The organism is Streptomyces sp. NPDC100445 (assembly GCF_044759735.1).
Taxonomy (GTDB): domain Bacteria; phylum Actinomycetota; class Actinomycetes; order Streptomycetales; family Streptomycetaceae; genus Streptomyces.
In genome coordinates, this window is record NZ_JBIVZV010000003.1 from 283243 (window position 1) to 303493 (window position 20251).

At 72.6% G+C, this 20251-nt stretch carries 21 protein-coding genes; 10 read left to right on the forward strand and 11 right to left on the reverse strand.

Annotation, left to right across the window (positions count from 1 at the left end; all coding sequences use genetic code 11):
• Window position 1: 1 nt before the first annotated feature.
• The 4 genes from ACIQVT_RS10240 to ACIQVT_RS10255 all read right to left on the reverse strand — a co-directional run bounded on the left by ACIQVT_RS10240 (window position 2) and on the right by ACIQVT_RS10255 (window position 4801).
• Complete coding sequence (locus ACIQVT_RS10240) at window positions 2-1717, reverse strand: ABC transporter substrate-binding protein (protein WP_403750338.1); 1716 nt, start codon at window positions 1715-1717, stop codon at window positions 2-4.
• Window positions 1718-1893: 176 nt separating this feature from the next.
• On the reverse strand, window positions 1894-1989 hold the full coding sequence (locus tag ACIQVT_RS10245; RefSeq protein ID WP_403750340.1) for an Ms4533A family Cys-rich leader peptide: 96 nt from the start codon (window positions 1987-1989) through the stop codon (window positions 1894-1896).
• A 56-nt stretch (window positions 1990-2045) separates the two neighbouring features.
• Window positions 2046-3338, reverse strand: a complete 1293-nt coding sequence (locus tag ACIQVT_RS10250) for a DUF3152 domain-containing protein (RefSeq protein ID WP_403750931.1) — start codon at window positions 3336-3338, stop codon at window positions 2046-2048.
• 494 nt (window positions 3339-3832) lie between these two features.
• Window positions 3833-4801 carry an alpha/beta fold hydrolase gene (locus ACIQVT_RS10255; protein ID WP_403750343.1) on the reverse strand — a complete coding sequence of 323 codons (969 nt, stop codon included), beginning with the start codon at window positions 4799-4801 and terminating at the stop codon, window positions 3833-3835.
• A 197-nt stretch (window positions 4802-4998) separates the two neighbouring features.
• Between ACIQVT_RS10255 and ACIQVT_RS10260 the strand changes: the two genes are divergently transcribed.
• The 4 genes from ACIQVT_RS10260 (at window position 4999) to ACIQVT_RS10275 (ending at window position 6831) form a co-directional block, all read left to right on the forward strand.
• Window positions 4999-5223: a hypothetical protein gene (locus ACIQVT_RS10260; RefSeq protein ID WP_403750345.1), complete on the forward strand. Its 225-nt coding sequence runs from the start codon at window positions 4999-5001 to the stop codon at window positions 5221-5223.
• Between the two features lie 156 nt (window positions 5224-5379).
• Entirely contained in the window at window positions 5380-6021 is a 642-nt protein-coding gene (locus ACIQVT_RS10265) for a TetR/AcrR family transcriptional regulator (protein WP_403750348.1), read from the forward strand.
• A 142-nt stretch (window positions 6022-6163) separates the two neighbouring features.
• Window positions 6164-6391, forward strand: coding sequence for a DUF3107 domain-containing protein (locus ACIQVT_RS10270; RefSeq protein WP_163010685.1), 228 nt, complete (start codon window positions 6164-6166; stop codon window positions 6389-6391).
• Window positions 6392-6561: 170 nt separating this feature from the next.
• Window positions 6562-6831 (forward strand): hypothetical protein, encoded by a 270-nt coding sequence (locus ACIQVT_RS10275; RefSeq protein WP_403750351.1) that lies wholly within the window; start codon window positions 6562-6564, stop codon window positions 6829-6831.
• A gap of 46 nt (window positions 6832-6877) precedes the next feature.
• On the opposite strand, the gene ACIQVT_RS10280 is transcribed toward ACIQVT_RS10275, so the two are convergent.
• Window positions 6878-7624: a ferritin-like fold-containing protein gene (locus ACIQVT_RS10280; protein WP_403750354.1), complete on the reverse strand. Its 747-nt coding sequence runs from the start codon at window positions 7622-7624 to the stop codon at window positions 6878-6880.
• A 502-nt stretch (window positions 7625-8126) separates the two neighbouring features.
• On the opposite strand from ACIQVT_RS10280, the gene ACIQVT_RS10285 reads away from it, so the two are divergent.
• Window positions 8127-10535: a DEAD/DEAH box helicase gene (locus ACIQVT_RS10285; protein ID WP_403750357.1), complete on the forward strand. Its 2409-nt coding sequence runs from the start codon at window positions 8127-8129 to the stop codon at window positions 10533-10535.
• A 137-nt stretch (window positions 10536-10672) separates the two neighbouring features.
• Complete coding sequence (locus ACIQVT_RS10290) at window positions 10673-11563, forward strand: alpha/beta fold hydrolase (protein WP_403750360.1); 891 nt, start codon at window positions 10673-10675, stop codon at window positions 11561-11563.
• 22 nt (window positions 11564-11585) lie between these two features.
• Here ACIQVT_RS10290 and ACIQVT_RS10295 read toward each other — a convergent pair whose 3' ends face one another.
• Window positions 11586-12491 carry an NYN domain-containing protein gene (locus ACIQVT_RS10295; RefSeq protein WP_403750933.1) on the reverse strand — a complete coding sequence of 302 codons (906 nt, stop codon included), beginning with the start codon at window positions 12489-12491 and terminating at the stop codon, window positions 11586-11588.
• Between the two features lie 207 nt (window positions 12492-12698).
• Here ACIQVT_RS10295 and ACIQVT_RS10300 point away from each other — a divergent pair, with 207 nt between their 5' ends.
• Window positions 12699-12851, forward strand: coding sequence for a hypothetical protein (locus ACIQVT_RS10300; protein ID WP_018571269.1), 153 nt, complete (start codon window positions 12699-12701; stop codon window positions 12849-12851).
• Window positions 12852-12917: 66 nt separating this feature from the next.
• Here ACIQVT_RS10300 and ACIQVT_RS10305 read toward each other — a convergent pair whose 3' ends face one another.
• The 3 genes from ACIQVT_RS10305 to ACIQVT_RS10315 all read right to left on the reverse strand — a co-directional run bounded on the left by ACIQVT_RS10305 (window position 12918) and on the right by ACIQVT_RS10315 (window position 15213).
• On the reverse strand, window positions 12918-13523 hold the full coding sequence (locus ACIQVT_RS10305) for a MarC family protein (RefSeq protein ID WP_403750364.1): 606 nt from the start codon (window positions 13521-13523) through the stop codon (window positions 12918-12920).
• A gap of 70 nt (window positions 13524-13593) precedes the next feature.
• A complete protein-coding gene (locus ACIQVT_RS10310) occupies window positions 13594-14451 on the reverse strand; it encodes a PHP domain-containing protein (protein WP_403750366.1) in 858 nt (285 codons plus the stop codon).
• A gap of 120 nt (window positions 14452-14571) precedes the next feature.
• Window positions 14572-15213, reverse strand: a complete 642-nt coding sequence (locus tag ACIQVT_RS10315; protein WP_403750368.1) for a DUF6758 family protein — start codon at window positions 15211-15213, stop codon at window positions 14572-14574.
• 173 nt (window positions 15214-15386) lie between these two features.
• Here ACIQVT_RS10315 and ACIQVT_RS10320 point away from each other — a divergent pair, with 173 nt between their 5' ends.
• Window positions 15387-16610, forward strand: a complete 1224-nt coding sequence (locus ACIQVT_RS10320; protein WP_403750371.1) for an MFS transporter — start codon at window positions 15387-15389, stop codon at window positions 16608-16610.
• A gap of 45 nt (window positions 16611-16655) precedes the next feature.
• On the opposite strand, the gene ACIQVT_RS10325 is transcribed toward ACIQVT_RS10320, so the two are convergent.
• Complete coding sequence (locus tag ACIQVT_RS10325) at window positions 16656-17243, reverse strand: suppressor of fused domain protein (protein WP_403750373.1); 588 nt, start codon at window positions 17241-17243, stop codon at window positions 16656-16658.
• Window positions 17244-17733: 490 nt separating this feature from the next.
• On the opposite strand from ACIQVT_RS10325, the gene ACIQVT_RS10330 reads away from it, so the two are divergent.
• Complete coding sequence (locus ACIQVT_RS10330; protein ID WP_403750375.1) at window positions 17734-18858, forward strand: magnesium and cobalt transport protein CorA; 1125 nt, start codon at window positions 17734-17736, stop codon at window positions 18856-18858.
• Window positions 18859-18891: 33 nt separating this feature from the next.
• A complete protein-coding gene (locus ACIQVT_RS10335; protein WP_403750378.1) occupies window positions 18892-19407 on the forward strand; it encodes a hypothetical protein in 516 nt (171 codons plus the stop codon).
• A gap of 37 nt (window positions 19408-19444) precedes the next feature.
• Here the strand turns inward: ACIQVT_RS10335 and ACIQVT_RS10340 are convergent, their stop codons facing one another.
• The gene (locus ACIQVT_RS10340) at window positions 19445-20194 is read right to left on the reverse strand and encodes a hypothetical protein (RefSeq protein ID WP_403750381.1); all 750 of its coding nucleotides are present in this window, start codon (window positions 20192-20194) and stop codon (window positions 19445-19447) included.
• Window positions 20195-20251 lie beyond the last annotated feature (57 nt).

Consider the following 20251-nt stretch of genomic DNA (forward strand, 5'->3'; position numbering starts at 1 on the left):
GCTACTTCACCGCGATCTGGGAGACGTCCAGGACGCCGGTCCAGTCGCTGATGACGACGTTCCTGACGTGCGAGCCGTACAGCCGCTTGTAGACCGGGTGGAACAGCGGCACGACGAGGGCCTTGTCGCCGATCTTCTTGTCGAGGGCGCCCCACCGCTCGGCGGCGGCGGAGAGGTCGGTCAGCTTGTTGATCCGGTCGATCTCGTCGTTGACCGACTTGTCGTCCAGGAGGCCCGTGTTGAAGTTGGCTCCGTCCCTGACGATCTGCCGGCCGTCGAAGATCGGGGCGAGGAAGGGGCCGCCGGAGGGCCAGTCGGCACCCCAGTGGGCGAGGAAGAACCCGGGCTCGGTCTTCACGCTGTGGATCTCGTCCCGGTAGTCGTTGTCCTCCAGCCCCTGGAGCTTCACCGTGATGCCGGCCTTCTTGAGCGCGTCCTGGAGGGCGGTGGCGATCTCCGGGCTGGTCTCGAAGTCCTTGTTGTCGGAGTGGGTCAGCGTGATCGTGAGCCCGTTCTTGTGACCTGCCCGGGCGAGCAGTTCCCGGGCCTTGGCCGGGTTGCCGGCGCGGCCGGCCGGGAACGGGTCGTACGGCGTGTAGCCGAAGGACTTCTGGTTCGGCAGGAAGGTGGTGGCGGGCTCGGCGAGAGCGCTGCCGCCGGCCGCGTTGACCACCGACGACCGGTCGACGGCGTACGCGATCGCCTGGCGCACCTTGGGATCGTCGAACGGCTTCACGGCCGGGTTGAACGCGATGTAGTCCGTGTAGCCGAAGTGGCCGGTGCCCACGCGCGCGGCCAGCTTCTTGTCGCCGGTCACCTTGGCGAGTTCGGCCGGACCGAGGTTGGTGTCGGTGGTGACGGCGGCGGAGTCCGCTCCCTGGGACGCGGACAGCCGCTGGTTGATCACCGAGGAGTCGAGGCCGGAGCGGACGTCGATCCGGTCCGGGTAGGCCTTGCGCTCGGGGTCCGTGGCCGCCGACCAGGCGGTGTTGCGCGCCAGGACGAGGTGCTCGCCGTCGTTCTCGTTGCGGACCACCTTGTAGGGGCCGGAGGAGACGGGGTGCGACTCGTACTTGGTGCCCGTGTCCTTGCCCCTGGGCACGGGGGTGAACTGCGTCTGCGTGGCGAGGAACGGGAACTCGCCCTCGGGCTTGTTCAGGTGGAAGACGATGGTCCGGGAGTCCGGCGTCCGGATCGCGGACAGGCCCTTCTTGTCCTTGTAGGGGCCCTGGTAGTCGGCGGCGCCGGTCAGCCAGTCCCGCAGGTAGGGCGCTCCGCCGGAGAGTTCGGGGGCGAAGGAACGCTCGATGCCGTACTTGATGTCGGCGGAGGTGATCGGCGTGCCGTCCTCGTAGCGCAGGCCCTTCTTCAGGGTGTACGTCCACACGGTCGCGTCCTTGTTGGGGCGTCCGGTGTCGGTGGCGAGGTCCGGGACGACCTTGGCGCCGGCCGCGCCGTTCTCGCGGTTGCGCGTGGTCAGCGTGCGGAACACGAGCGAGGGGATGTTGCCGCCGCCGGAGGTGTACAGGCGCGCGGGGTCGAAGTCGCTCTGCGGCTGGGAGTTCAGCACCGTGAGCGTGCCGCCCTTGTGGGGCGTGGAGTCGCCGGAACCCTTGGCATCGCTGTCCTTCGGGCCGCAGGCGGCGGCGCCCGCTGCCACGACCAGGCTGACGGATGCCGCTGCCACGCGGCGCGCTATGACGGACGGTTGATGCATCGGAATGACGACCTCTCGGGGAACTGATCGAGGATTTCTCGAAGAGTGAGACATGCGGACAAGGGGTGAGACGTCTGCGGACAGACGTCGGCCCGGCGCCGGGTCGTCGAAACGCCCGTGACACGGTCACGGACGGAGGGGAGAAGGGTCGCGACGCGAGCGCCGGGGAGGCGGCGTCAGCGACAGTGGATGTCGGCCACGCAGAGCGCGGTCACGCCGATCAGCGCCAGCTCGATGGCGGCGCTGAGAGAGACGGCGTGACGGGACCACATGGGCAGAAATATGAACGAACATGCGACTCATGTCAATGTGACATAAGTGGCCGCGGTCAACTCCTGGGATAGGGCCACGGGTTGGGCCGGCAGTGGATGCCGTCGTGGTCGAGGAACTTGGTCTGCTGCTGCATGACCGGCGCCAACTCGTTGTCCTTCTGGCAGGTCACGTGCCCGTGACCGAGCCGGTGGCCGACCTCGTGGTTGATCAGCATCTGCCGGTACGCGTGGATGGCGCTGCCGTACGTCCGGCTCCCCTGGGCCCACCGGTACGCGTTGATCATCACGCGCTCGGTGGCGGCCGAGTCGCAGGAGACGTTGTCCTCCGTGGTGTCCAGGCCCGACTTGGCGCACCAGGTGGCGGTGGTGCCGGGGCTGGCCAGCGTGATCACGAAGTCGGGCCTGCCGGAGGAGACGCGCTCGAAGGTGCGGGCACCGCCGTGGGCCCAGCTCCGGTCGTCGTTCAGGGTCTTCTGCACGGCCTCGGCGAACAACTCGCCGTCCAGCCCCAGGCCCCGCTCGACGTCCACGCGGTACCGGTACTTGCGGCCGGTGCCGGGCGCCTCGGCGGAGCCGGGCACGACGTCGAACTTCCCCGAACCCTTCAGCGCGGCGCCGAGCGGGTACGTCCGGTTCATCTTCTGGTCGTACGTCAGCGCCACCACCGGCTCGGTGGACGGCGCGGGCGTGCCGGAGGCTCCGGCACCGGCGGTCCGCCCGGCGGACGGCGACCGTGCGTCGTCGTCCCGGCCCTTGGTCACCTGCCCGGCGACCACGACCGCGAGCACGGTGGTGACGGCGGCCGCCGCGATACCGGTGAAGGCCCGGCCCCGGTTCCCGCCCCGCTGGGCGGGCACCGATGCCCCGCCGGCCGGCTGTCCCGGCCCGGTGCGGCGGACGCGGTCCGCGCGCGCAGTGGAGACGCCGTCACCCTCGGGACGGTCCGCGTCGGCGTGTCCGTCGAAGGCCCGGAGGTACTCCTGCCGGGGCCCGGGGCCACGCCCCGGCCCGTCCGGTCCCGACTGCCGCTGCCTCGGCAGCACCACGCCGGTCCCGTCGGCACCGGCCGCCCGGCCCCCGAGCCGGCCCCAGCCGCCCCCGGCTTCCCGCTGCTCAGGGTGGGCGCCCCGCGCGACCCCGCCCTCCCGCGCCCGGGGCACATCGTGCCCGGAGCCGCCGTCGGACGGACCGGCCGCGCCCCGCGGGGGCGCGCCGGCCGGAAGCCGCGACTCGTCACCCCGACGGTCGTCGGGGCGTGCCTCACGAGGACCGTCGGGGAACGCCTCCCGACGCTCACCGGGACCGTCGGCCCGCGCGCCCCGGCGCTCGCCGGCCCGCGCCTCACGCAGACCATCCGCCCGCGCCTCCTCGCGGCCGCCCGAGTACGCGCCCCCGCGCTCACCCGAGAGACCATCGCGCCGGTCCTCGGAGCGCGCCTCCCGCCGGCCGACCGGATACGCACCGCCCGTCTCACCCGAGCGACCGTCACGCCGGTCCTCGGCACGTCCGTCCCCCCGATCGCCCGGATGTCCACGCCGGCGCTCGCCCGGACGCGCCTCCCCCAGGCCATCCGCCCGCGCTTCCTCGCGGCCGCCCGGATACCCGCTCCCGCGCTCACCCGAGCGACCATCCCGCCGGTCCTCGGAGCGCACTTCCCGCCGGCCGTCGGGGTGTGTGGTCCCGGGGCCGTCGACGGCCGGATGCCGCGCGTCCTCACGGCGCCCGGGGTTCCCGGGGTCCCCCTCGCGACGGTCGTCGCGCTGCGGCGCCGGTCGGGCCGCTATGTCCGCGGCGGCGTCCTTCGGCGCCGGTCCGCGGCGGCTGTGGCGTCCCACGCTGCCCCTCAGCCCCTCGTGTCCGCGGCGGTGTCCTCAAGGAGCTCCCGGAAGGCTCCGGCGACGATGTCCGGGTACTCCATCATCGCCACGTGCCCGGCGTCGGGCAGGGTCAGCAGGCGCGCGCGGCGGAAGGCGCGGGCGGCCTTGCGGGCCATGCGGAAGCCGACCAGCTGGTCCCGGGCGCCGTAGACCAGCAGCGTCGGGGCGAGCACCCGCTCGGCCTGGCGCCACAGTCCGTGCTGCCCGCCGAGCGTGTAGGCGTTGACGATGCCGCGCGCGGAACGGGCCATCGCGTCCCAGAAGTACGGCAGGCTCTGCCGGCGCTCCAGTTCCTCGACGGCCTGCTGGAACGCCTCGGGCGAGACCCGCCCGGGGTCGCCGTAGCAGAGGGCCGTGACCCCGCGCACCCGCTGCTCGGCCGTCCACTCGCGGGTGACCCGGGTGAAGAGGGCGGCGACGCCGGGTACGCCGAGCAGTCCCGTCGGTACCGCCGAGCGCTGCACGCGCAGCTCGGGCAGGGCGGGCGAGACGAGGGTGAGCGTGCGGACGAGGTCGGGCCGTACGGCGGCCACGCGGGTGGCGACCGCGCCGCCGAGCGAGTTGCCGAAGAGGTGGACCGGGCCGCGGCCGACCGCGTCGAGGTGGCGGATCACCGCGCGCGCGTGCCCGGTGACGGAGTAGTCGCCGTCGTCCGGGGGCGGGGAGTCGCCGAAGCCCGGCAGGTCCAGCGCCTCGCTGTCCACGACGCCGTCCAGCTCGGCCATGAGGAGCGACCAGTTCTGCGAGGAACCGCCGAGTCCGTGCACGTACAGCGCGGGTGCCAGGCCCTCGCGCGTGGCGGGCCGGGAACGCACCGTCAGGGTGACGCCGGGCAGCCGCACGGTCCGCAGCCGCTCGCCCTCGCCGACCCGGACGGGCGCCACCCTCGGGAGCACACTGGCGGCCGGTACGGACGGCACCTCGGTCGAAGACATGCGGCAATGTTACGAGGTGATCACGTCGGGATCCGTGTGTTCGCCGTCACAGCGTGAACCGGGGGTGGCCGGAGAACCGGACAGCGGGCTGGCCTGACGGCATGGCGTCCCCGTCAGGTGTCTCCTAGGCTCGTACAGAGGGCACCCTCGTGTGGCCCCTGCATTCACCAGGGACGTTCGTCGGAAGGGAGCCCATCATGACCCATGACCCCACCGAACCCGACGCGGTCGAGGAACTGGAGGCCGACGCGGGGCCCGACATCGACGTGGAGGCGCCCGACGCGGACGCCGTCGAGCAGCACGCGCCCGTCAGGCCGGACCGCGACGACCCGCTGACGGCGCTCGACCCGGACCGCGCGAACGAGGCCGACCTGGTCGAACAGGCGCGCGTGGTCTCACTCGACGAGGACGACTACCGCTGACCCCACCTGGGCCTCCGGAGCGCTCCGGGGGCGCCGCACGGCTTTCGCCGTCGTCCGGTACGTGAAATTCTGCGTCCGCACCGCGCACACCGGGGTTACCGAAAAGTACGATGGCCGCGCGGCCGACACCGCATGTGGACGACTCAGGGAGGCGGCGTGACAGCCATCGAGCAGACCGAGGCGGTACGCCCGCGTGGCACCCGCCTGCCGCGCCGCGCCCGGCGGAACCAGTTGCTGGGCGCCGCCCAGGAGGTTTTCGTCGCGCAGGGCTACCACGCTGCGGCGATGGACGACATCGCCGAGCGGGCCGGGGTGAGCAAGCCGGTGCTCTACCAGCACTTCCCCGGCAAACTGGATCTCTATCTCGCTCTGCTGGACCAGCACTGCGAGTCGCTGATCCAGTCCGTGCGCGGCGCACTGGCGTCGACGACCGACAACAAGCAGCGCGTACGGGCGACGATGGACGCCTATTTCGCGTACGTGGAGGACGACGGCGGCGCCTTCCGGCTGGTGTTCGAGTCGGACCTGACCAACGAGCCCGCGGTGCGCGAGCGCGTCGACAAGGTCACCAACGAGTGCGCCGAGGCCATCTGCGAGGTCATCGCCGAGGACACGGGTCTCTCGCGCGCGGAGTCGATGCTGCTGGCCTCCGGTCTGGGCGGGCTCGCGCAGGTGGTGGCCCGGTCCTGGCTGCACAGCGACCGCAGCGTGCCGCGCGACCAGGCGGTGCAACTGCTGACGTCGCTGGCCTGGCGGGGCATCGCCGGGTTCCCGCTGCACGGCATCGACCACCACTGACCGCGAGGTGCCGGGGCGCCGCCGGGCGGTGTTCGCTCCTGGCGTTCCGGCCCGCAGCGTGTACGTCCCCTCACCGGGCTAATGTGTGCGGAGTACGGCGCGGAAGATCGCGCACATCACTGACCGTCGGAGGGACATAGCCGTGGAGGTCAAGATCGGCGTGCAGCACGCGCCCCGCGAGATCGTTCTGGAGAGCGGTCAGAGCGTCGAGGAGGTCGAGCGTCTGGTCAGCGAGGCGCTCTCCGGGAAGACGCAGCTGCTGAGCCTCCAGGACGAGAAGGGCCGCAAGGTCCTGGTGCCGACGGACCGTCTGGCGTACGTGGAGATCGGCGAGCCCACCGTGCGCAAGGTGGGGTTCGGCACGCTGTAGGCCGAGGTCGTGAGGAGGGCCCGGCGGCCGTGTGCCGCCGGGCCCTTCTCCGTGCGGCGCGCGCACGGACGGAGCACACGTCCGCCACGGCCGATGATTGCCGTCCGCAGGTCACGGGTATGACGGGCTACGAACGTCGAGCGAGACCGGCTGTGGGAGGGACCCCCGACATGATCTTGGAAGCACTCGGCTCGGCCGCGCTCGGTCTCGTCCTCGCGTGGGCGGCGGCCCACCGCCTCGCCCACCGGCTGCCGGCCCGCCCGCTGGTGTACTCGACGGGCCTCGCGGGCGCCCTCTTCGGCGACTTCGTCACCCACTCCGCCCTGGGCCCGGGCACCGGTCCGCTGAGCCTGCTGGGCGCCGCGGTCATCGCGGTGGCGTCGCTGTCGTTGCTGCTGCGCCCCGCGGGCCACCTCGGCCGGCGGTCGGCGACGGCGTAGGCACCCGGGCCCCGCCGCGTACCAGCCGTCCGGGCTCCGCCGCGTGTCAGGCGGCCAGACCCAGCGCGGCCATGCGCTTGGTGTGCGCCTCGGTGATCCGCGAGAACATCCGCCCGACCTCGGCGAGGTCGAACCCGTCGGCAACCCCGCCCACGAGCATCGTGGACAGCGCGTCCCGGTCGGCGACGACCCGCTGGGACTGCGACAGCGCCTCCCCCATCAGCCGCCGCGCCCACAGCGCGAGCCGTCCGCCGACGCGCGGGTCGGCGTCGATGGCGGCGCGCACCTTCTCCACCGCGAACTCGGCGTGCCCGGTGTCGTCGAGGACGGCGAGCACCAGCTCGCGGGTGTCCGAGTCGAGCCGGGCCGCGACCTCCCGGTAGAAGTCGCTCGCGATCGAGTCGCCGACGTACGCCTTGACCAGGCCCTCCAGCCAGTCCGAGGGCGCGGTCTGCCGGTGGAAGCCGTCCAGCGCGGCGACGAACGGGTCCATCGCGGCCGTCGGGTCCTCGCCGACCTCGGTCAGCCGGTCGCGCAGCCGCTCGAAGTGGTGGAACTCGGCGGAGGCCATCTTCGCCAGCTCGGCCTTGTCCCCGAGGGTCGGCGCCAGCTTGGCGTCCTCCGCGAGTCGCTCGAACGCCGCCAGCTCCCCGTACGCGAGGGCGCCGAGCAGGTCCACGACGGCGGCGCGGTACTGCGGGTCGGCGGAGGCCTGCGCCCAGTCCTGGGCGGCGACACCGGTGGGTCCGGCGGGTGCGGCGGACGTGTTCTCAGGCTTGTCAGAGCTAGTCATGAGCCGCACAATAGCCCGCTCATCCCGCCGTCCGAGCCCTGGTCAGCCAGGGTGGTCACCACTACGTGACCGAATCGGCCATCGCATGTGCGGCAATCCGGGGTATGGTGGTAATGCGCCTGCTGAGTGCGTCGACGGTTTTCGACGTGTCCCGACGGGCCGCACGCATGAGGATGCCCGGTCGGTGGCCCGATCGGCTCCGACCCGACAGCCCTCCCTGGCCGTACGGAAGTGACCGTACGACGACAGGAGGGACACCCTCAGCGGTACGAGCGCTAGAGCGTCGGCAGAGGTCCCGTGTCTTACGGCTTGCCCGAGTGGCCGGCCCGTACGGCAGCCGACGTCCCCGGCACGGTCAGACATGACCCCCGCGCTCGCCTCGCACCGCGCACACAGAAGAGGCATAACCCTGACTACGACGTTCAGAGATCTCGGAATCCTCCCCGAGACCGCCGAGGCCCTCGAGGCCGTCGGCATCATCACGCCCTTCCCCATCCAGGAGATGACCCTCCCCGTCGCCCTCACCGGCACGGACGTCATCGGCCAGGCCAAGACGGGCACCGGCAAGACGCTGGGCTTCGGTCTGCCGCTCCTCGAGCGCGTGACCGTCCCCGCCGACGTGGAGGCCGGACGCGCCACCCCCGACGCCCTCACGGACGCGCCGCAGGCCCTCGTCGTCGTCCCCACGCGCGAGCTGTGCACCCAGGTCACCAACGACCTGCTGACCGCCGGCAAGGTGCGCAACGTGCGCGTCCTCGCGATCTACGGCGGCCGGGCCTACGAGCCGCAGGTCGAGGCGCTGAAGAAGGGCGTCGACGTCATCGTCGGCACCCCGGGCCGGCTGCTGGACCTCGCGGGCCAGAAGAAGCTGGACCTGAGCCACGTCAAGAGCCTGGTCCTCGACGAGGCCGACGAGATGCTCGACCTGGGCTTCCTGCCCGACGTCGAGAAGATCATCAAGCTGCTCCCGGCCAAGCGCCAGACCATGCTGTTCTCCGCGACGATGCCGGGCGCGGTCATCGGCCTCGCACGCCGCTACATGACGCAGCCCACGCACATCCGCGCCACCTCGCCGGACGACGAGGGCGTGACGGTCGCGAACATCAAGCAGTTCGTCTACCGCGCGCACTCCATGGACAAGCCGGAGATGATCGCCCGCATCCTCCAGGCCGACGGCCGCGGACTGGCGATGATCTTCTGCCGCACTAAGCGCACGGCCGCCGACATCGCCGAGCAGCTCCAGCGCCGCGGGTTCGCCTCCGGCGCGGTCCACGGCGACCTCGGCCAGGGCGCGCGCGAGCAGGCCCTGCGGGCCTTCCGCAACGGCAAGGTCGACGTCCTCGTCTGCACCGACGTCGCCGCGCGCGGCATCGACGTCGAGGGTGTCACCCACGTCATCAACTACCAGTCCCCCGAGGACGAGAAGACGTACCTGCACCGTGTCGGCCGCACCGGCCGCGCGGGCGCCAAGGGCACGGCGATCACGTTCGTCGACTGGGACGACATCCCGCGCTGGCAGCTCATCAACAAGGCGCTGGAGCTGGACTTCAACGACCCGGTGGAGACCTACTCGAGCTCCCCGCACCTGTTCGCGGAGCTCGGCATCCCCGCGGGTACCAAGGGCATGCTGCCGCGCGCGGAGCGGACCCGCGCCGGTCTTGAGGCGGAGGTCCTGGAGGACCTCGGCGAGACCGGCGGGCGGAACGCACGCGGCCGCGGCCGCAATGACCGGAACGACCGCAATGACCGCGACCGCAATGACCGTGACCGCGGTGGCCGTTCCGAGGCGGCCCCGGCCGAGCGGGAGCGCCCGGCCCGTACGCCGCGCCGTCGCCGCCGCACGCGCAACGGCGCACCGCTGGACGCCGCCCAGGGCGCCCGCACCGCCCCGGTGACCGAGTCCGCCTCGGCCGCGCCCGCGGCCACGGCGGCACCCGTGGAGGAGACCCCGGCGGGGGCCCGTACCCCGCGCCGTCGTCGCCGTACCCGCGGTGGCGCGGGCGCGGAGCCGGTGACGGCCGCCGTGGCGCAGGCCGAGGCCGCCGAGGTCGTCGGCAGCGCCACCGAGACGGTGCCGGTGGCGGAGGCTCCCGCCGTCCAGGACGTTCCCGTGGCGTCGGAGGCCCCGCGTCGCCGCCGCACCCGCAAGGCCGTGACGGCGGAAGCGGTGGCGCCGGAGCCGGTGGCCACCGCGGCGCCGGAGCCGGTGGCGGCGCCCGAGCCGGTGGCGGCGCCCGAGGCCGCCGAGCCCAAGCCGCGTCGCCGTACCCGCAAGGCGGCCGAGCCGGTCGCCGGCACGGAGTCGGCGCAGGCCACCGAGGAGCCCACCGAGGCGAAGCCCCGCCGGACCCGGAAGACCGCGGCTGTCGCCGAGACGGCCGTGGACACCGCCGAGGCCGCCGAGGCCAAGCCGCGCCGCACCCGCAAGACCGCGGCAACCGCCGCCGTCGACGCGACCGACACGGCCGAAGCCCCCGCCCCCAAGGCCCGCCGCACCCGCAAGACCGCGGCTGTCGCCGAGACAGCCGTGGACACCGCCGAAGCCCCGGAGGTCAAGCCGCGCCGGACCCGCAAGACCGCCGCGACCGCCCCCGAGGCACCCCAGGCCGACACCGAGGCCGAGGCCAAGCCCCGCCGCACCCGCAAGACGGCAGCCACCACCGCCGCCACCGCGACCGACACGGCCGAAGCCCCCGCCCCCAAGGCCCGCCGCACCCGCAAGACCGTTGCCGAGGTGACCGCTCCGGAGATTCCGGCGCAGGCCACCGAGGAGCCGCAGGTCAAGCCGCGCCGCACCCGCAAGACCGCGGCGTCCGCCGCCGAGGCGGCCGGTGAGGGCGCCGGGACGACGACGCCGAAGCCGCGCCGGACCCGCAAGGCCGCGGCGGCCGTGGAGGCTCCGGAGGCCTGATCCGGACGCCGCGTCCCGCGGCGGCGTCAGCCGGTCCGATGGCCGGGTCCACCGAGGTGGGCCCGGCCATCGGCGTTCCCGCCGGACGCCACCCCCGCCGCCCTGCCCGCCGCCGGCCCGCCCGTTAGCCTCTTCGCATGAGCAGGCCTCCCTCCTTCGTCCCGCCCCCCGGTGCGCGCGCGTACCGCCTCCGTACGGCTCGCGGTGAGTTCGCCGTGGTCGACGCCCCCGCGGCCGCCGGGGTCGAGCCCAGGGGTGTGGCGCTGCTGCTGCCGGGGTTCACGGGCAGCAAGGAGGACTTCAACCCGCTGCACGTGCCGCTCGCCGGGCGCGGCTACCGGACCGTCGCCGTGGACGGGCGGGGCCAGTTCGAGTCGGACGGCCCCGAGACGGACGAGTTCCCTTACGCACAGGAGGAGTTGGCGCGGGACGTGCTCGCCCAGGCGGAGGCGGTCGGCGGCCCGGTGCATCTGCTGGGGCACTCCCTGGGCGGGCAGATCGCGCGCGCGGCCGTTCTGCTCGACCGCGCGCCCTTCCTGTCGCTCACCCTGATGGCCTCGGGGCCGGCGCAGATCTCCACCGCCCAGCAGGAGCGGGTGAAGCTGCTGCGGGACGCGCTGGCCGTGCTGGGCATGGCGGAGGTGTGGCAGGCGATCCAGGACATGGAGGCGCCGGAGGAGACGGGGACGCCCGCCCTGGACGACGGGCTGGACGACCGGGACGACCTGCGGCGCCGTTGGCTGGCCACCAAGCCGGCCCAGCTGCTCGCCACCGGACGCCAGCTGTGCGTGGAACCGGACCGGGTGGCGGAACTGGCCGCCGTGGACCTGCCGTTCCACGTCCTGTCGGGTTCCCGGGACGAGACCTGGCCGCTGCCGCTGCTCGACGACATGGCGGTGCGGCTGGGGGCCCGGCGCACGGTGGTCGAGGGCGCCGAGCACTCCCCGAACACCGACCGTCCGCTGGAGACGGCCCGCGCGATCGCCGGTTTCTGGGACGGCACCGCGCGGACGCTCCCCCGGCGCTAGGCGGCGGTGGGACCGCGCGGGGTCAGTACTGTCCCTGGAGGTGGTCCCAGAAGCCGTCCCGCAGAGCGCGGCGGAGGTCGGCCTGGCCGCGCAGGGAGTACTGGAGCAGGGCCTCGGCCTCGACCAGCAGGTCCTGGTCGACGGAGCCCGGCAGGTAGGGGTGGCCGGGGAACAGTTCGACGAGTGTGTCGCGGCCCCGGGAGACGAGCCATTTGGCGGCGATCTGGGCGCCGACGAAGCGGACGTCCTCCCGGGTGGGCCGGGTCCCGGCGGTGGCGTCGTAGGCGGCGGCCGTGCGCCGGGAGACGTACGGCTTGAAGAACTCCAGGTCGAAGGTGCGCTGGCTGTCGACCTCCCAGAGCAGCGGCTCGGCCTGGTTGCGCCCCTCGGGGGCCTCGATGCCCCACAGGTGCACGCGGGCGCCGTAGCCCTGGGCCGCCTCGACCGCCGAGACCAGGTCCTCGTCGCCGCCGAGGAGGGCGGCGTCGCTGATCGCGCGGTGCCGGGCCAGTGACTCCAGGTCCGTGCGGATGAGGGAGTCGACGCCCTTCTGCTGGTTGTTGGCGTTGAGGTTGCCGAGGCGGACCTTGACGTCGGGCAGCTCGGCGATGGTCTGCTGCTCGGCGGTGTGGATGCGGCGGCGCGCGCCGTCGTACCAGTACACGCGCAGCAGCCGGCTGTCCGCGAAGATCGAGCGGGCCTTGTCGATCAGCGCGTCGATCAGGCCCTCGGCGTCCACGTCGAACGCCCGGCGGTCCTCGGTCCCGGCGACGAGCCGGCCCGCGGCCGCGTACAGGTAGCCGGCGTCCACGAAGATCGCGTGGGTGGAGGGCGTCTTCGCCACCTCGGCGAGCATGCGTTCCAGCAGCTCGTTGGTGTGGCTGATGCGGGCGCCGAGGTCCGCCAGGTCGTCGTTCATCGCCCTCATTGTCCCGGTGGTCACGCTCCGGACACAACCGGTCCCGGTCGGTCCCACGAGTGCCGCTTACCGGTCAGTAATTAGCCGTTCGAAAAATTTATTTAGTGTAGGGAATGTTTGTAACAAGCAGCACGTTGACTCTGTACGAGACCGGATACACATCCGGTGCTCTCGAGTAGTTCTCCGCAGGAGGATGACCAGACGAAGGGAGAAGCCATGCGCTTCGAAATCATGCGACTCGACGAGGTCGACGGCACCACCGTGGACAGCACCGTCGTGGACGCCGCCTCCGTCAACCGGATCGTGCAGCAGGCAGCCGCCATAGGGCAGCGCCTGTGGATCCGCCCGGCCGACACCCCGGCCTCGTAGCCCGTACGCGGGCGCTCGCGGGGGTCCGCCACTCAAGCTTTCCGGGGGAGCCGAGACGACGAAGGCTCAGCTCCCCCGGATCACCTGAGTGACCCCGTTGATGATCTGCTGCACGGCGATCGCGGACAGCATCATGCCCGCCAGCCGCGTCACGAGGACGACACCGCCGTCCTTGATGACCCGGATGATCAGCAGCGAGTAGCGCATCACCAGCCACAGCACGACGTGGATCGCGAGGATCGCGGACCACACCGAGACCTGCGTGGCCACCGTGCCGGCCTTCTGCACGGCCAGGATCACGGACACGATCGCGCCGGGCCCCGCCAGCAGCGGCATGCCCAGCGGTACGAGAGCGACGTTGACGTCCTTGGTCTGCTTCGGCTCGTCGTTCTTGCCGGTGAGCAGGTCCAGCGCGATCAGCAGGAGCAGCAGCCCGCCCGCGATCATCAGCGCCGGGACGGAGACGTGCAGATAGTTCAGGATCTGGTGGCCCAGGACGCCGAAGACGGCGATGACCCCGCCCGCCACGCAGACGGCCTGGAAGGCCATCCGGCGCTGCACCTTGGCCGGCCGGCCGGCGGTCAGGGCGAGGAAGATCGGAGTGATCCCGGGGGGATCCATGATGACGAAGAGGGTCAGGAACAGGGAGCCGAAGACGGCGACGTCGAACATGGGGGAAGTACAGGCCTTGCGGGAAGAGGAAGTACGGGCGTGAGGTGGCGCGGGCGGCCCTTAGGGGCCGTCAGGATCCGCCGGCGCCCGGCACGGGGAAGGCGCCCGTCGCCCGCCGGGTGATCTCGCCGTACACCTCGGGGTCGGTCGTGTACGCGCCGAGCGCCACGGTCTTGCGGCTGCCGTGGTAGTCCGAGGAGCCGGTGACCAGCAGTCCGAGATCCTTCGCGAGACCCCGTAGCCGGGCCCGGGCGTCCGGGTCGTGGTCCATGTGGTCGGCCTCTAGGCCGTCGAGACCGGCCGCGGCCAACTCGGCGATGCGGGCCTCCGGCACGGTGCGGCCGCGCTTGGCGGCGGCCGGGTGCGCGAACACGCAGACCCCGCCCGCGGCCTTGACCAGCCGGATCGCCTCGAACGGGTCGGTCTCGTGCTTCGCCACGTACGCGCGCCCGCCGTCGGCCAGCCACTCCTCGGTGAACGCGTCGCTCACCGTGGGCACGACTCCCAGCTCGACCAGCGCGGACGCCACGTGCGGGCGGCCCACCGAGCCGCCGGCGGCGATCCGCTCGACCTGTTCCCAGGTGACCGGCACACCCAGCGCGTTCAGCCGGGCGACCATGGCCTTGGCCCGCGGCACCCGGTCGTCCCGCAGCAGCTCGCGCTCGGCGAGCAGGGCGGGCTCCTCGGGGTCGAAGAGGTAGGCCAGCAGGTGCATCGAGACGCCGTCGACCCGGCAGGACAGCTCGGCACCGGTGACCAGGGTGAGTCCCTCGGGCAGCGCGGCGATGGCCTCGCCGTACCCGCGGGTGGTGTCGTGGTCGGTCAGCGCGACGACGTCGAGACCGGCCGCGGCGGCGGCCCGCACCAGCTCGGCCGGGGTGTCCGTGCCGTCGGAGGCGGTGGAGTGGCAGTGCAGATCGATGCGCACGGCGACTCCAGGATGGTGACGGACGGGGACGGGTCGCCTAAGGATAGCCGGGTTTCCGGCACGCCCCGTCACACCCGCAGGCGCCCAGCGCCCCCTACGGTGCCGCCCCGAAACGGGACGCTACGGGCGCAGCAGGCGCGGCGACAACGCCCCGCACGGCACCAGGTCGATCTCCGCGCCCGCCTCCCGCAGGTCGGTCAGCACCAGTTCGTCGTACATGAGCAGGCCCGACTGCTCCGGCCACATCACCGCCCACACCCACATCCCGAGGGCCTCGCCGGCGAAGACGGCACGGTCGTCGGGGGTGCGGAAGACATGCCAGAGGGGGGTGGGGCGGCCCGCCGCCAGCACCTTGGCCTGGGGCGGCTTCTCCACGTTCATGTACGACCCCGGGTCCGGGCCGTCGATGCCGGCGTAGCGCGCGCCGAGGCCGACGCCGAGTTCCTCGGCGATCAGGATCATCTCGCCCGGGCCGCCCAGCGGGCCGGGGCCCGAGCAGGCCACGGCGGTCGCACGGCCGCCGCTGCGGTCGTCCCCGGCGTAGGCGACGCCGGTGAACAGCCAGCCGACCGGCAGCGGCCACGGCATCCACACCGGCACCCGGGTGCGGTGGACCACGACGTTGAGCGCCTCGACGCTGGGCGGGATCACGGGCTGTAGCGGGTGGACCGTGCCGTGCACGTCGCACTGCCACGTATCGGCGAAGAGGCCGGGAGCCCTGACCCGGCCACCACATCTCGGGCAACTGGGTTCGCCCCTCATAGGGCTCCACGGTCCTACCCCGGCCCGTCCGCGTCAAGGACGATCACCCGTCCGGACGGAAGAGCCGGTCGCACCCCGGCCGCGAACAGGTAGATGCGTCTTGCATTAATTAGCCGACCTAACTTACTATGTGCATATACCAACTATCTGTCCGCCCGAGACGGGAGAAGCACATGGACCCCCTCGACGCGGGAGCCGGCGGCCTCCTGCGGCAGCCCAAGGCGGTCTGGGCCACGGCCGGCGCCTCGGTCGTCGCCTTCATGGGCATCGGCCTCGTCGACCCGATCCTGCCCTCGATCGCGCAGGGCCTGCACGCCACACCCGGGCAGGTGTCCCTGCTCTTCACCTCGTACTTCCTGATCACCGCCGTGGCGATGCTGCTGACCGGCTTCGCCTCCAGCCGGATCGGCGGACGGAGGACCCTGCTGCTCGGCCTGGCCTTCGTGATCGTCTTCGCGGGCCTCGCCGGCACGTCGGACACCGTCGGCCAGCTCGTCGGGTACCGGGCCGGCTGGGGCCTCGGCAACGCGCTGTTCGTCTCCACCGCCCTCGCGGTCATCGTCGGCGCGGCGGCCGGCGGCAGCGCGGCGGCGGTCCTGCTGTACGAGTCCGCGCTCGGCCTCGGCATGGCCTGCGGCCCCCTGCTCGGCGCGGTCCTCGGCAACCTCAGCTGGCGCTACCCCTTCTTCGGCACGGCCACGCTGATGGCGGTCGGCTTCCTGTGCATCACCGCGTTCCTGAAGGAGCAGCCCAGGCCCGCCCGCCGGACCTCGGTCCTGGACCCGCTCCGGGCGCTCGGCCACGGTGGTCTGGCCTCGGCGGCGGTCTCGGCGTTCTTCTACAACTACACGTTCTTCACCGTGCTGGCCTTCACGCCGTTCGTGCTGGACATGACGCCGTACCGCTCGGGCGCGGTGTTCTTCGCCTGGGGCGTGCTGCTCGCCGTCTTCTCGGTGATCGTCGCCCCGCGCATGCAGGCGCGGTTCGGCTCGCTGAAGGTGCTCGGCGGCTCGCTGGTGCTGCTCGCCGCGGACGTCCTCGTGCTCGGCTACGGCGACCACACCACGGCCGTCGTCTGCACCATCCTGTCCGGGGCCTTCATCGGCGTGAACAACACCGTCTACACCGAGCTGGCCCTCGGGGTGTCGGACGCGCCACGCCCGGTGGCGAGCGCGGGCTACAACTTCGTGCGCTGGTTCGCGGCCGCCGCGGCGCCCTACTTCGCGCCGAAGATCGAGGAGTGGACCGACGTCCACGTCCCGTTCGTCGTCGCCGCGGCCACCGCGGCGCTGGGCGCGCTCGTGGTCGTCGTACGGCGCCGGGCCCTCACCGCGGAGGCCGAGGAGCGGGCGCCGGAGCACGCCACCGAGGACGGCGTCACCGTCTTCGCCGACTGACCGGACCGGGTGCGCGCGGTGCCGGCCGGACCGGCGCACGCGGTGTCAGTCGTCGAGCGGGACGGACCGGCGGACGGGATCCCTCAGGTCCGTCCCGTGCGCGAGCCAGCGCTCCTGGAGCGCCTGGGCGCCGTGCACCCGCTTCCAGGCGGCCTCGTTCGGGGTCATCGGCAACAGCGGCAGGAACCGCACGGGGTCCATCGGGGCGTCCAGGTCCAGGTCCTCGACCAGGCCGCCGGACTCGCCCACCAGCACCGAGGTGAACGGGGCGCCGGGCCACAGCGGGCCGCCCACGTCCAGCGAGGCGCCCGGCGCCACGACCAGCCCCTCCACCTGCGGGGAGGCGGCCAGCACCGCGAGCGGGCGGAGCACCCTGTCGGTGTCGGCGCGGCCGGCGCGGACGGAGAGGACCAGTTCGGCACGGGGCCCCGCGACCGGGTCCGCGAGCATCGCCGTGGGGTCGGTCATGGGGTGCGCGGACATGCCGAGGGTGGCGTAGCGGACGACGTCCCCCTCGTGGAAGCGGAGCACCTCGATGCGGTCCGTGCCGAGGAAGGTGACCGCCGCCCGGGCGTCCGGCTCGCCCAGCGCGCCGCTCAACCGGGCCTCGACCAGAGGAAGAACATCAGCCATGCGCCGAGCATAGAACTCGTCAGCGGCGGGCAAAGCGGCGCCTTGACAGTATGGGCGGCTGGTACTCTGAGCCGGTGGTTCGGGGCAGCGCGCCGTCAGGAGTGCCCCCAGGCCCTCCAGGCGCAGGCGGATTCGCTGTCGAGTCCCGGCGCCGTTGAGACTCCCTCACGAGGGACCGGCTGGAGGAGGTGGGGCTGTCATGGATCGAAGTCGACCGTGCAGTACCACTCGCTCTTCCGACCGCTGATCTGATTACCGGCTGGCCGTCGCCTTCCCTTTCGCGTCGTCGTTCGGAAGAGCACTTCGTCTCGCTTTGCCTGATCCGTCTGACCTGAATCAGTTCTGCATCAGTAGCGAAGTCGCCACCGCGACGGTGCGGTGCTCCCCGCTTTGTGGACGTGCCAAACATCCGCACTCAGGACGTCCCCATTCCGGGTGGTTCCATCCGTCGCCGCGCGCTTTCGCTGCCCGCCCGCGAAGGAGCCCGCCCATGTCGATGATCCGCGACCTGCGCGCCGTGGTCCGCCCGTCGTCCCGTGTCTCGCTGCGCAAGGAAGCGAACACCTCGTACGACACCACGCGTGATCCGGGCACGCCCTCGGCCGTGGTCGACTGCGCGGTCTACCGGGACGGCGCCCGGGTGCACACCCCCGCGCCGCTGACCCCGCACGAGGCGATGCGGCGGGTGCGCCGCGACGGCGGTTTCGTCTGGATCGGCCTGCACGAGCCGACCGAGGCCGAGTTCGCCGGGATCGCGGGCGAGTTCGGGCTGCACCCGCTGGCCGTGGAGGACGCGGTCCAGGCCCACCAGCGGCCCAAGCTGGAGCGCTACGACGACTCGCTGTTCACCGTCTTCAAGACCATCCACTACGTGGAGCACGACCGGCTCACCGCCAACAGCGAGGTCGTCGAGACCGGCGAGGTCATGTGCTTCACCGGCCGGGACTTCTTCATCACCGTCCGGCACGGCGGCCAGGGCTCCCTGCGGGCCCTGCGGCACCGGCTCCAGGACGACCCGGAACTGCTCGCCAAGGGCCCCTCGGCCGTGCTGCACGCCATCGCCGACCATGTCGTGGACGGCTACATCGCCGTCGCCGACGCGGTGCAGGACGACATCGACGAGGTGGAGACCGAGGTCTTCTCGCCGGGCCGAAAAGGCGGGGTCTCCCGCGGTGTGGACTCGGCGCGCATCTACCAACTCAAGCGTGAGGTGCTGGAGTTCAAGCGCGCGGTGGCGCCGCTGCTGCGGCCGATGCAGCTGCTGAGCGAGCGGCCCATGCGGCTGGTCGACCCGGACATCCAGAAGTACTTCCGGGACGTCGCCGACCACCTGGCCCGGGTCCAGGAGCAGGTCATGGGCTTCGACGAACTGCTCAACTCCATCCTCCAGGCCAACCTCGCCCAGGCGTCCGTCGCGCAGAACGAGGACATGCGCAAGATCACCGCATGGGCGGCCATCATCGCCGTACCCACGATGGTGTGCGGGGTCTACGGCATGAACTTCGACCACATGCCCGAACTGCACTGGAAGTACGGCTATCCGGCCATCATGGGCGTCACCGTCGTGCTGTGCCTGGGCATCCACCGCACGCTGAAGCGCAACGGCTGGCTGTGAGCGGGGCCGGGCACCCTGGATAGGCTGGGCCGCATGACTGGTGAGCTGCTCGACCGGGCCCTCGTCGAGGAGGCCGTGAAGAAGTCCGGCCTCGTGTGGGTCCGGGGCGCCGGTGCGTCGGCCGCCCGTGCCCTGTGGCACGTGTGGCACGAGGGCGCGGTGTGCCTGGTCGGCGGCGGGCCCGGTGAGCAGCCGCTGGAGGCGCTGGCCGACGGCGGGACCGCCGAGGTGACCGTGCGCAGCAAGGACAAGGGCGGCCGGCTGGTGACGTTCCCGGCGGCCGTGACCGAGCTGGCGTCCGGGTCCCCGGAGTGGGAGGCGGCCGTCGCCGAGCTGAAGGGCAAACGGCTGAACGCCCCCGACGGCGAGCGGATGCCGGACCGCTGGGCCCGCGAATGCCGGGTGCTGCGCCTGGTACCGGCGGGCACCGGGGAGCCGCTGCCCTCCGGCACGCTCGCGCAGCGGCCGGTCCCGACCCCGGCGACGACCCGCACCCCGGCCCCGGCGGGCCTGCCCAGACTGCTGCTCAAGAGGCGCCGGCGGAAGTGAGGGGCGGGCGGCGCCACGCCCCGTGCCGGTCCGCCGCTCAGGACGCCGGCAACTGCTTGCCGTAGTCCACCGTGTCCGAAGGGGACGGCTCGGTGAGGGCGAAGCCGCGGCCCCAGTCCGAGAAGCGAAGCGTGCCCGCGCCGCCGGCGCGGACCAGGCGCAGCGGGTACGGCGTGCCCCGCAGGGACACGTCCAGCGTGCCGCCGGAGCCCTTGTCGCCGGTGATCCGGACCGTGGGGGTGCCCGCCTGGTCGTGGTGGCCCTCCGTCGCCAACTTGCCGTGCAGCGTCAGCAGACCGTCGAGGAGGACGTCCTTGTCCGTGAAACCGCTGAACTTGCGGTACGCCGGGTCCCCCTGCGGCACCTTCACGTACTTGCCGTCGAGCTTGCCGACCGTGCCGTCGCCGCTCTTGCCGTCGGCGTGGTCCCAGAAGTCCGCGCCGGCCTTCAGGTACAGCTCCCGCCCGATCCGCAGCAGCCTGAACGCGGCCCCCTGCGAGGTCACCGACCCGGTGCCGCCGTCGGCCTTGAGCCGCATGTCCAGCCGGTACGTACGGCCGCTGGTGACCACGGTCCCCGACAGCCGCACCGTCGGCGCGCCGTCCGCCGCGGCCCGCGTCCGCGACTGGATCGTGCCGGCGGGCAGCTTGCCCACCCCGTTGGTCCCCGCGTCCGGATCGTCACCGCCGCCGCACCCCGACAGTGCCATGACCCCTGTCACGGCCAGAGCGCAGGACGCGGTCACCAGCACGGCGCGGCGGGTACGGCCCCGGCGAATCGCAGTCACGGATGGGGCTGCCTTTCTGACGGATCCTGAACGGCGTACCGCAGCGTACCGGTGCCC

Bases quoted from the DNA above. Each gene is read 5' to 3' on its own strand.
- ACIQVT_RS10240 (WP_403750338.1), bottom strand. From the start codon at position 1,717: ATGCATCAACCGTCCGTCATAGCGCGCCGCGTGGCAGCGGCATCCGTC.
- ACIQVT_RS10245 (WP_403750340.1), bottom strand. From the start codon at position 1,989: ATGTGGTCCCGTCACGCCGTCTCTCTCAGCGCCGCCATCGAGCTGGCG.
- ACIQVT_RS10255 (WP_403750343.1), bottom strand. From the start codon at position 4,801: ATGTCTTCGACCGAGGTGCCGTCCGTACCGGCCGCCAGTGTGCTCCCG.
- ACIQVT_RS10260 (WP_403750345.1), top strand. From the start codon at position 4,999: ATGACCCATGACCCCACCGAACCCGACGCGGTCGAGGAACTGGAGGCC.
- ACIQVT_RS10275 (WP_403750351.1), top strand. From the start codon at position 6,562: ATGATCTTGGAAGCACTCGGCTCGGCCGCGCTCGGTCTCGTCCTCGCG.
- ACIQVT_RS10280 (WP_403750354.1), bottom strand. From the start codon at position 7,624: ATGACTAGCTCTGACAAGCCTGAGAACACGTCCGCCGCACCCGCCGGA.
- ACIQVT_RS10285 (WP_403750357.1), top strand. From the start codon at position 8,127: ATGACCCTCCCCGTCGCCCTCACCGGCACGGACGTCATCGGCCAGGCC.
- ACIQVT_RS10290 (WP_403750360.1), top strand. From the start codon at position 10,673: ATGAGCAGGCCTCCCTCCTTCGTCCCGCCCCCCGGTGCGCGCGCGTAC.
- ACIQVT_RS10295 (WP_403750933.1), bottom strand. From the start codon at position 12,491: ATGAGGGCGATGAACGACGACCTGGCGGACCTCGGCGCCCGCATCAGC.
- ACIQVT_RS10300 (WP_018571269.1), top strand. From the start codon at position 12,699: ATGCGCTTCGAAATCATGCGACTCGACGAGGTCGACGGCACCACCGTG.
- ACIQVT_RS10305 (WP_403750364.1), bottom strand. From the start codon at position 13,523: ATGTTCGACGTCGCCGTCTTCGGCTCCCTGTTCCTGACCCTCTTCGTC.
- ACIQVT_RS10315 (WP_403750368.1), bottom strand. From the start codon at position 15,213: ATGAGGGGCGAACCCAGTTGCCCGAGATGTGGTGGCCGGGTCAGGGCT.
- ACIQVT_RS10320 (WP_403750371.1), top strand. From the start codon at position 15,387: ATGGACCCCCTCGACGCGGGAGCCGGCGGCCTCCTGCGGCAGCCCAAG.
- ACIQVT_RS10325 (WP_403750373.1), bottom strand. From the start codon at position 17,243: ATGGCTGATGTTCTTCCTCTGGTCGAGGCCCGGTTGAGCGGCGCGCTG.
- ACIQVT_RS10330 (WP_403750375.1), top strand. From the start codon at position 17,734: ATGTCGATGATCCGCGACCTGCGCGCCGTGGTCCGCCCGTCGTCCCGT.
- ACIQVT_RS10335 (WP_403750378.1), top strand. From the start codon at position 18,892: ATGACTGGTGAGCTGCTCGACCGGGCCCTCGTCGAGGAGGCCGTGAAG.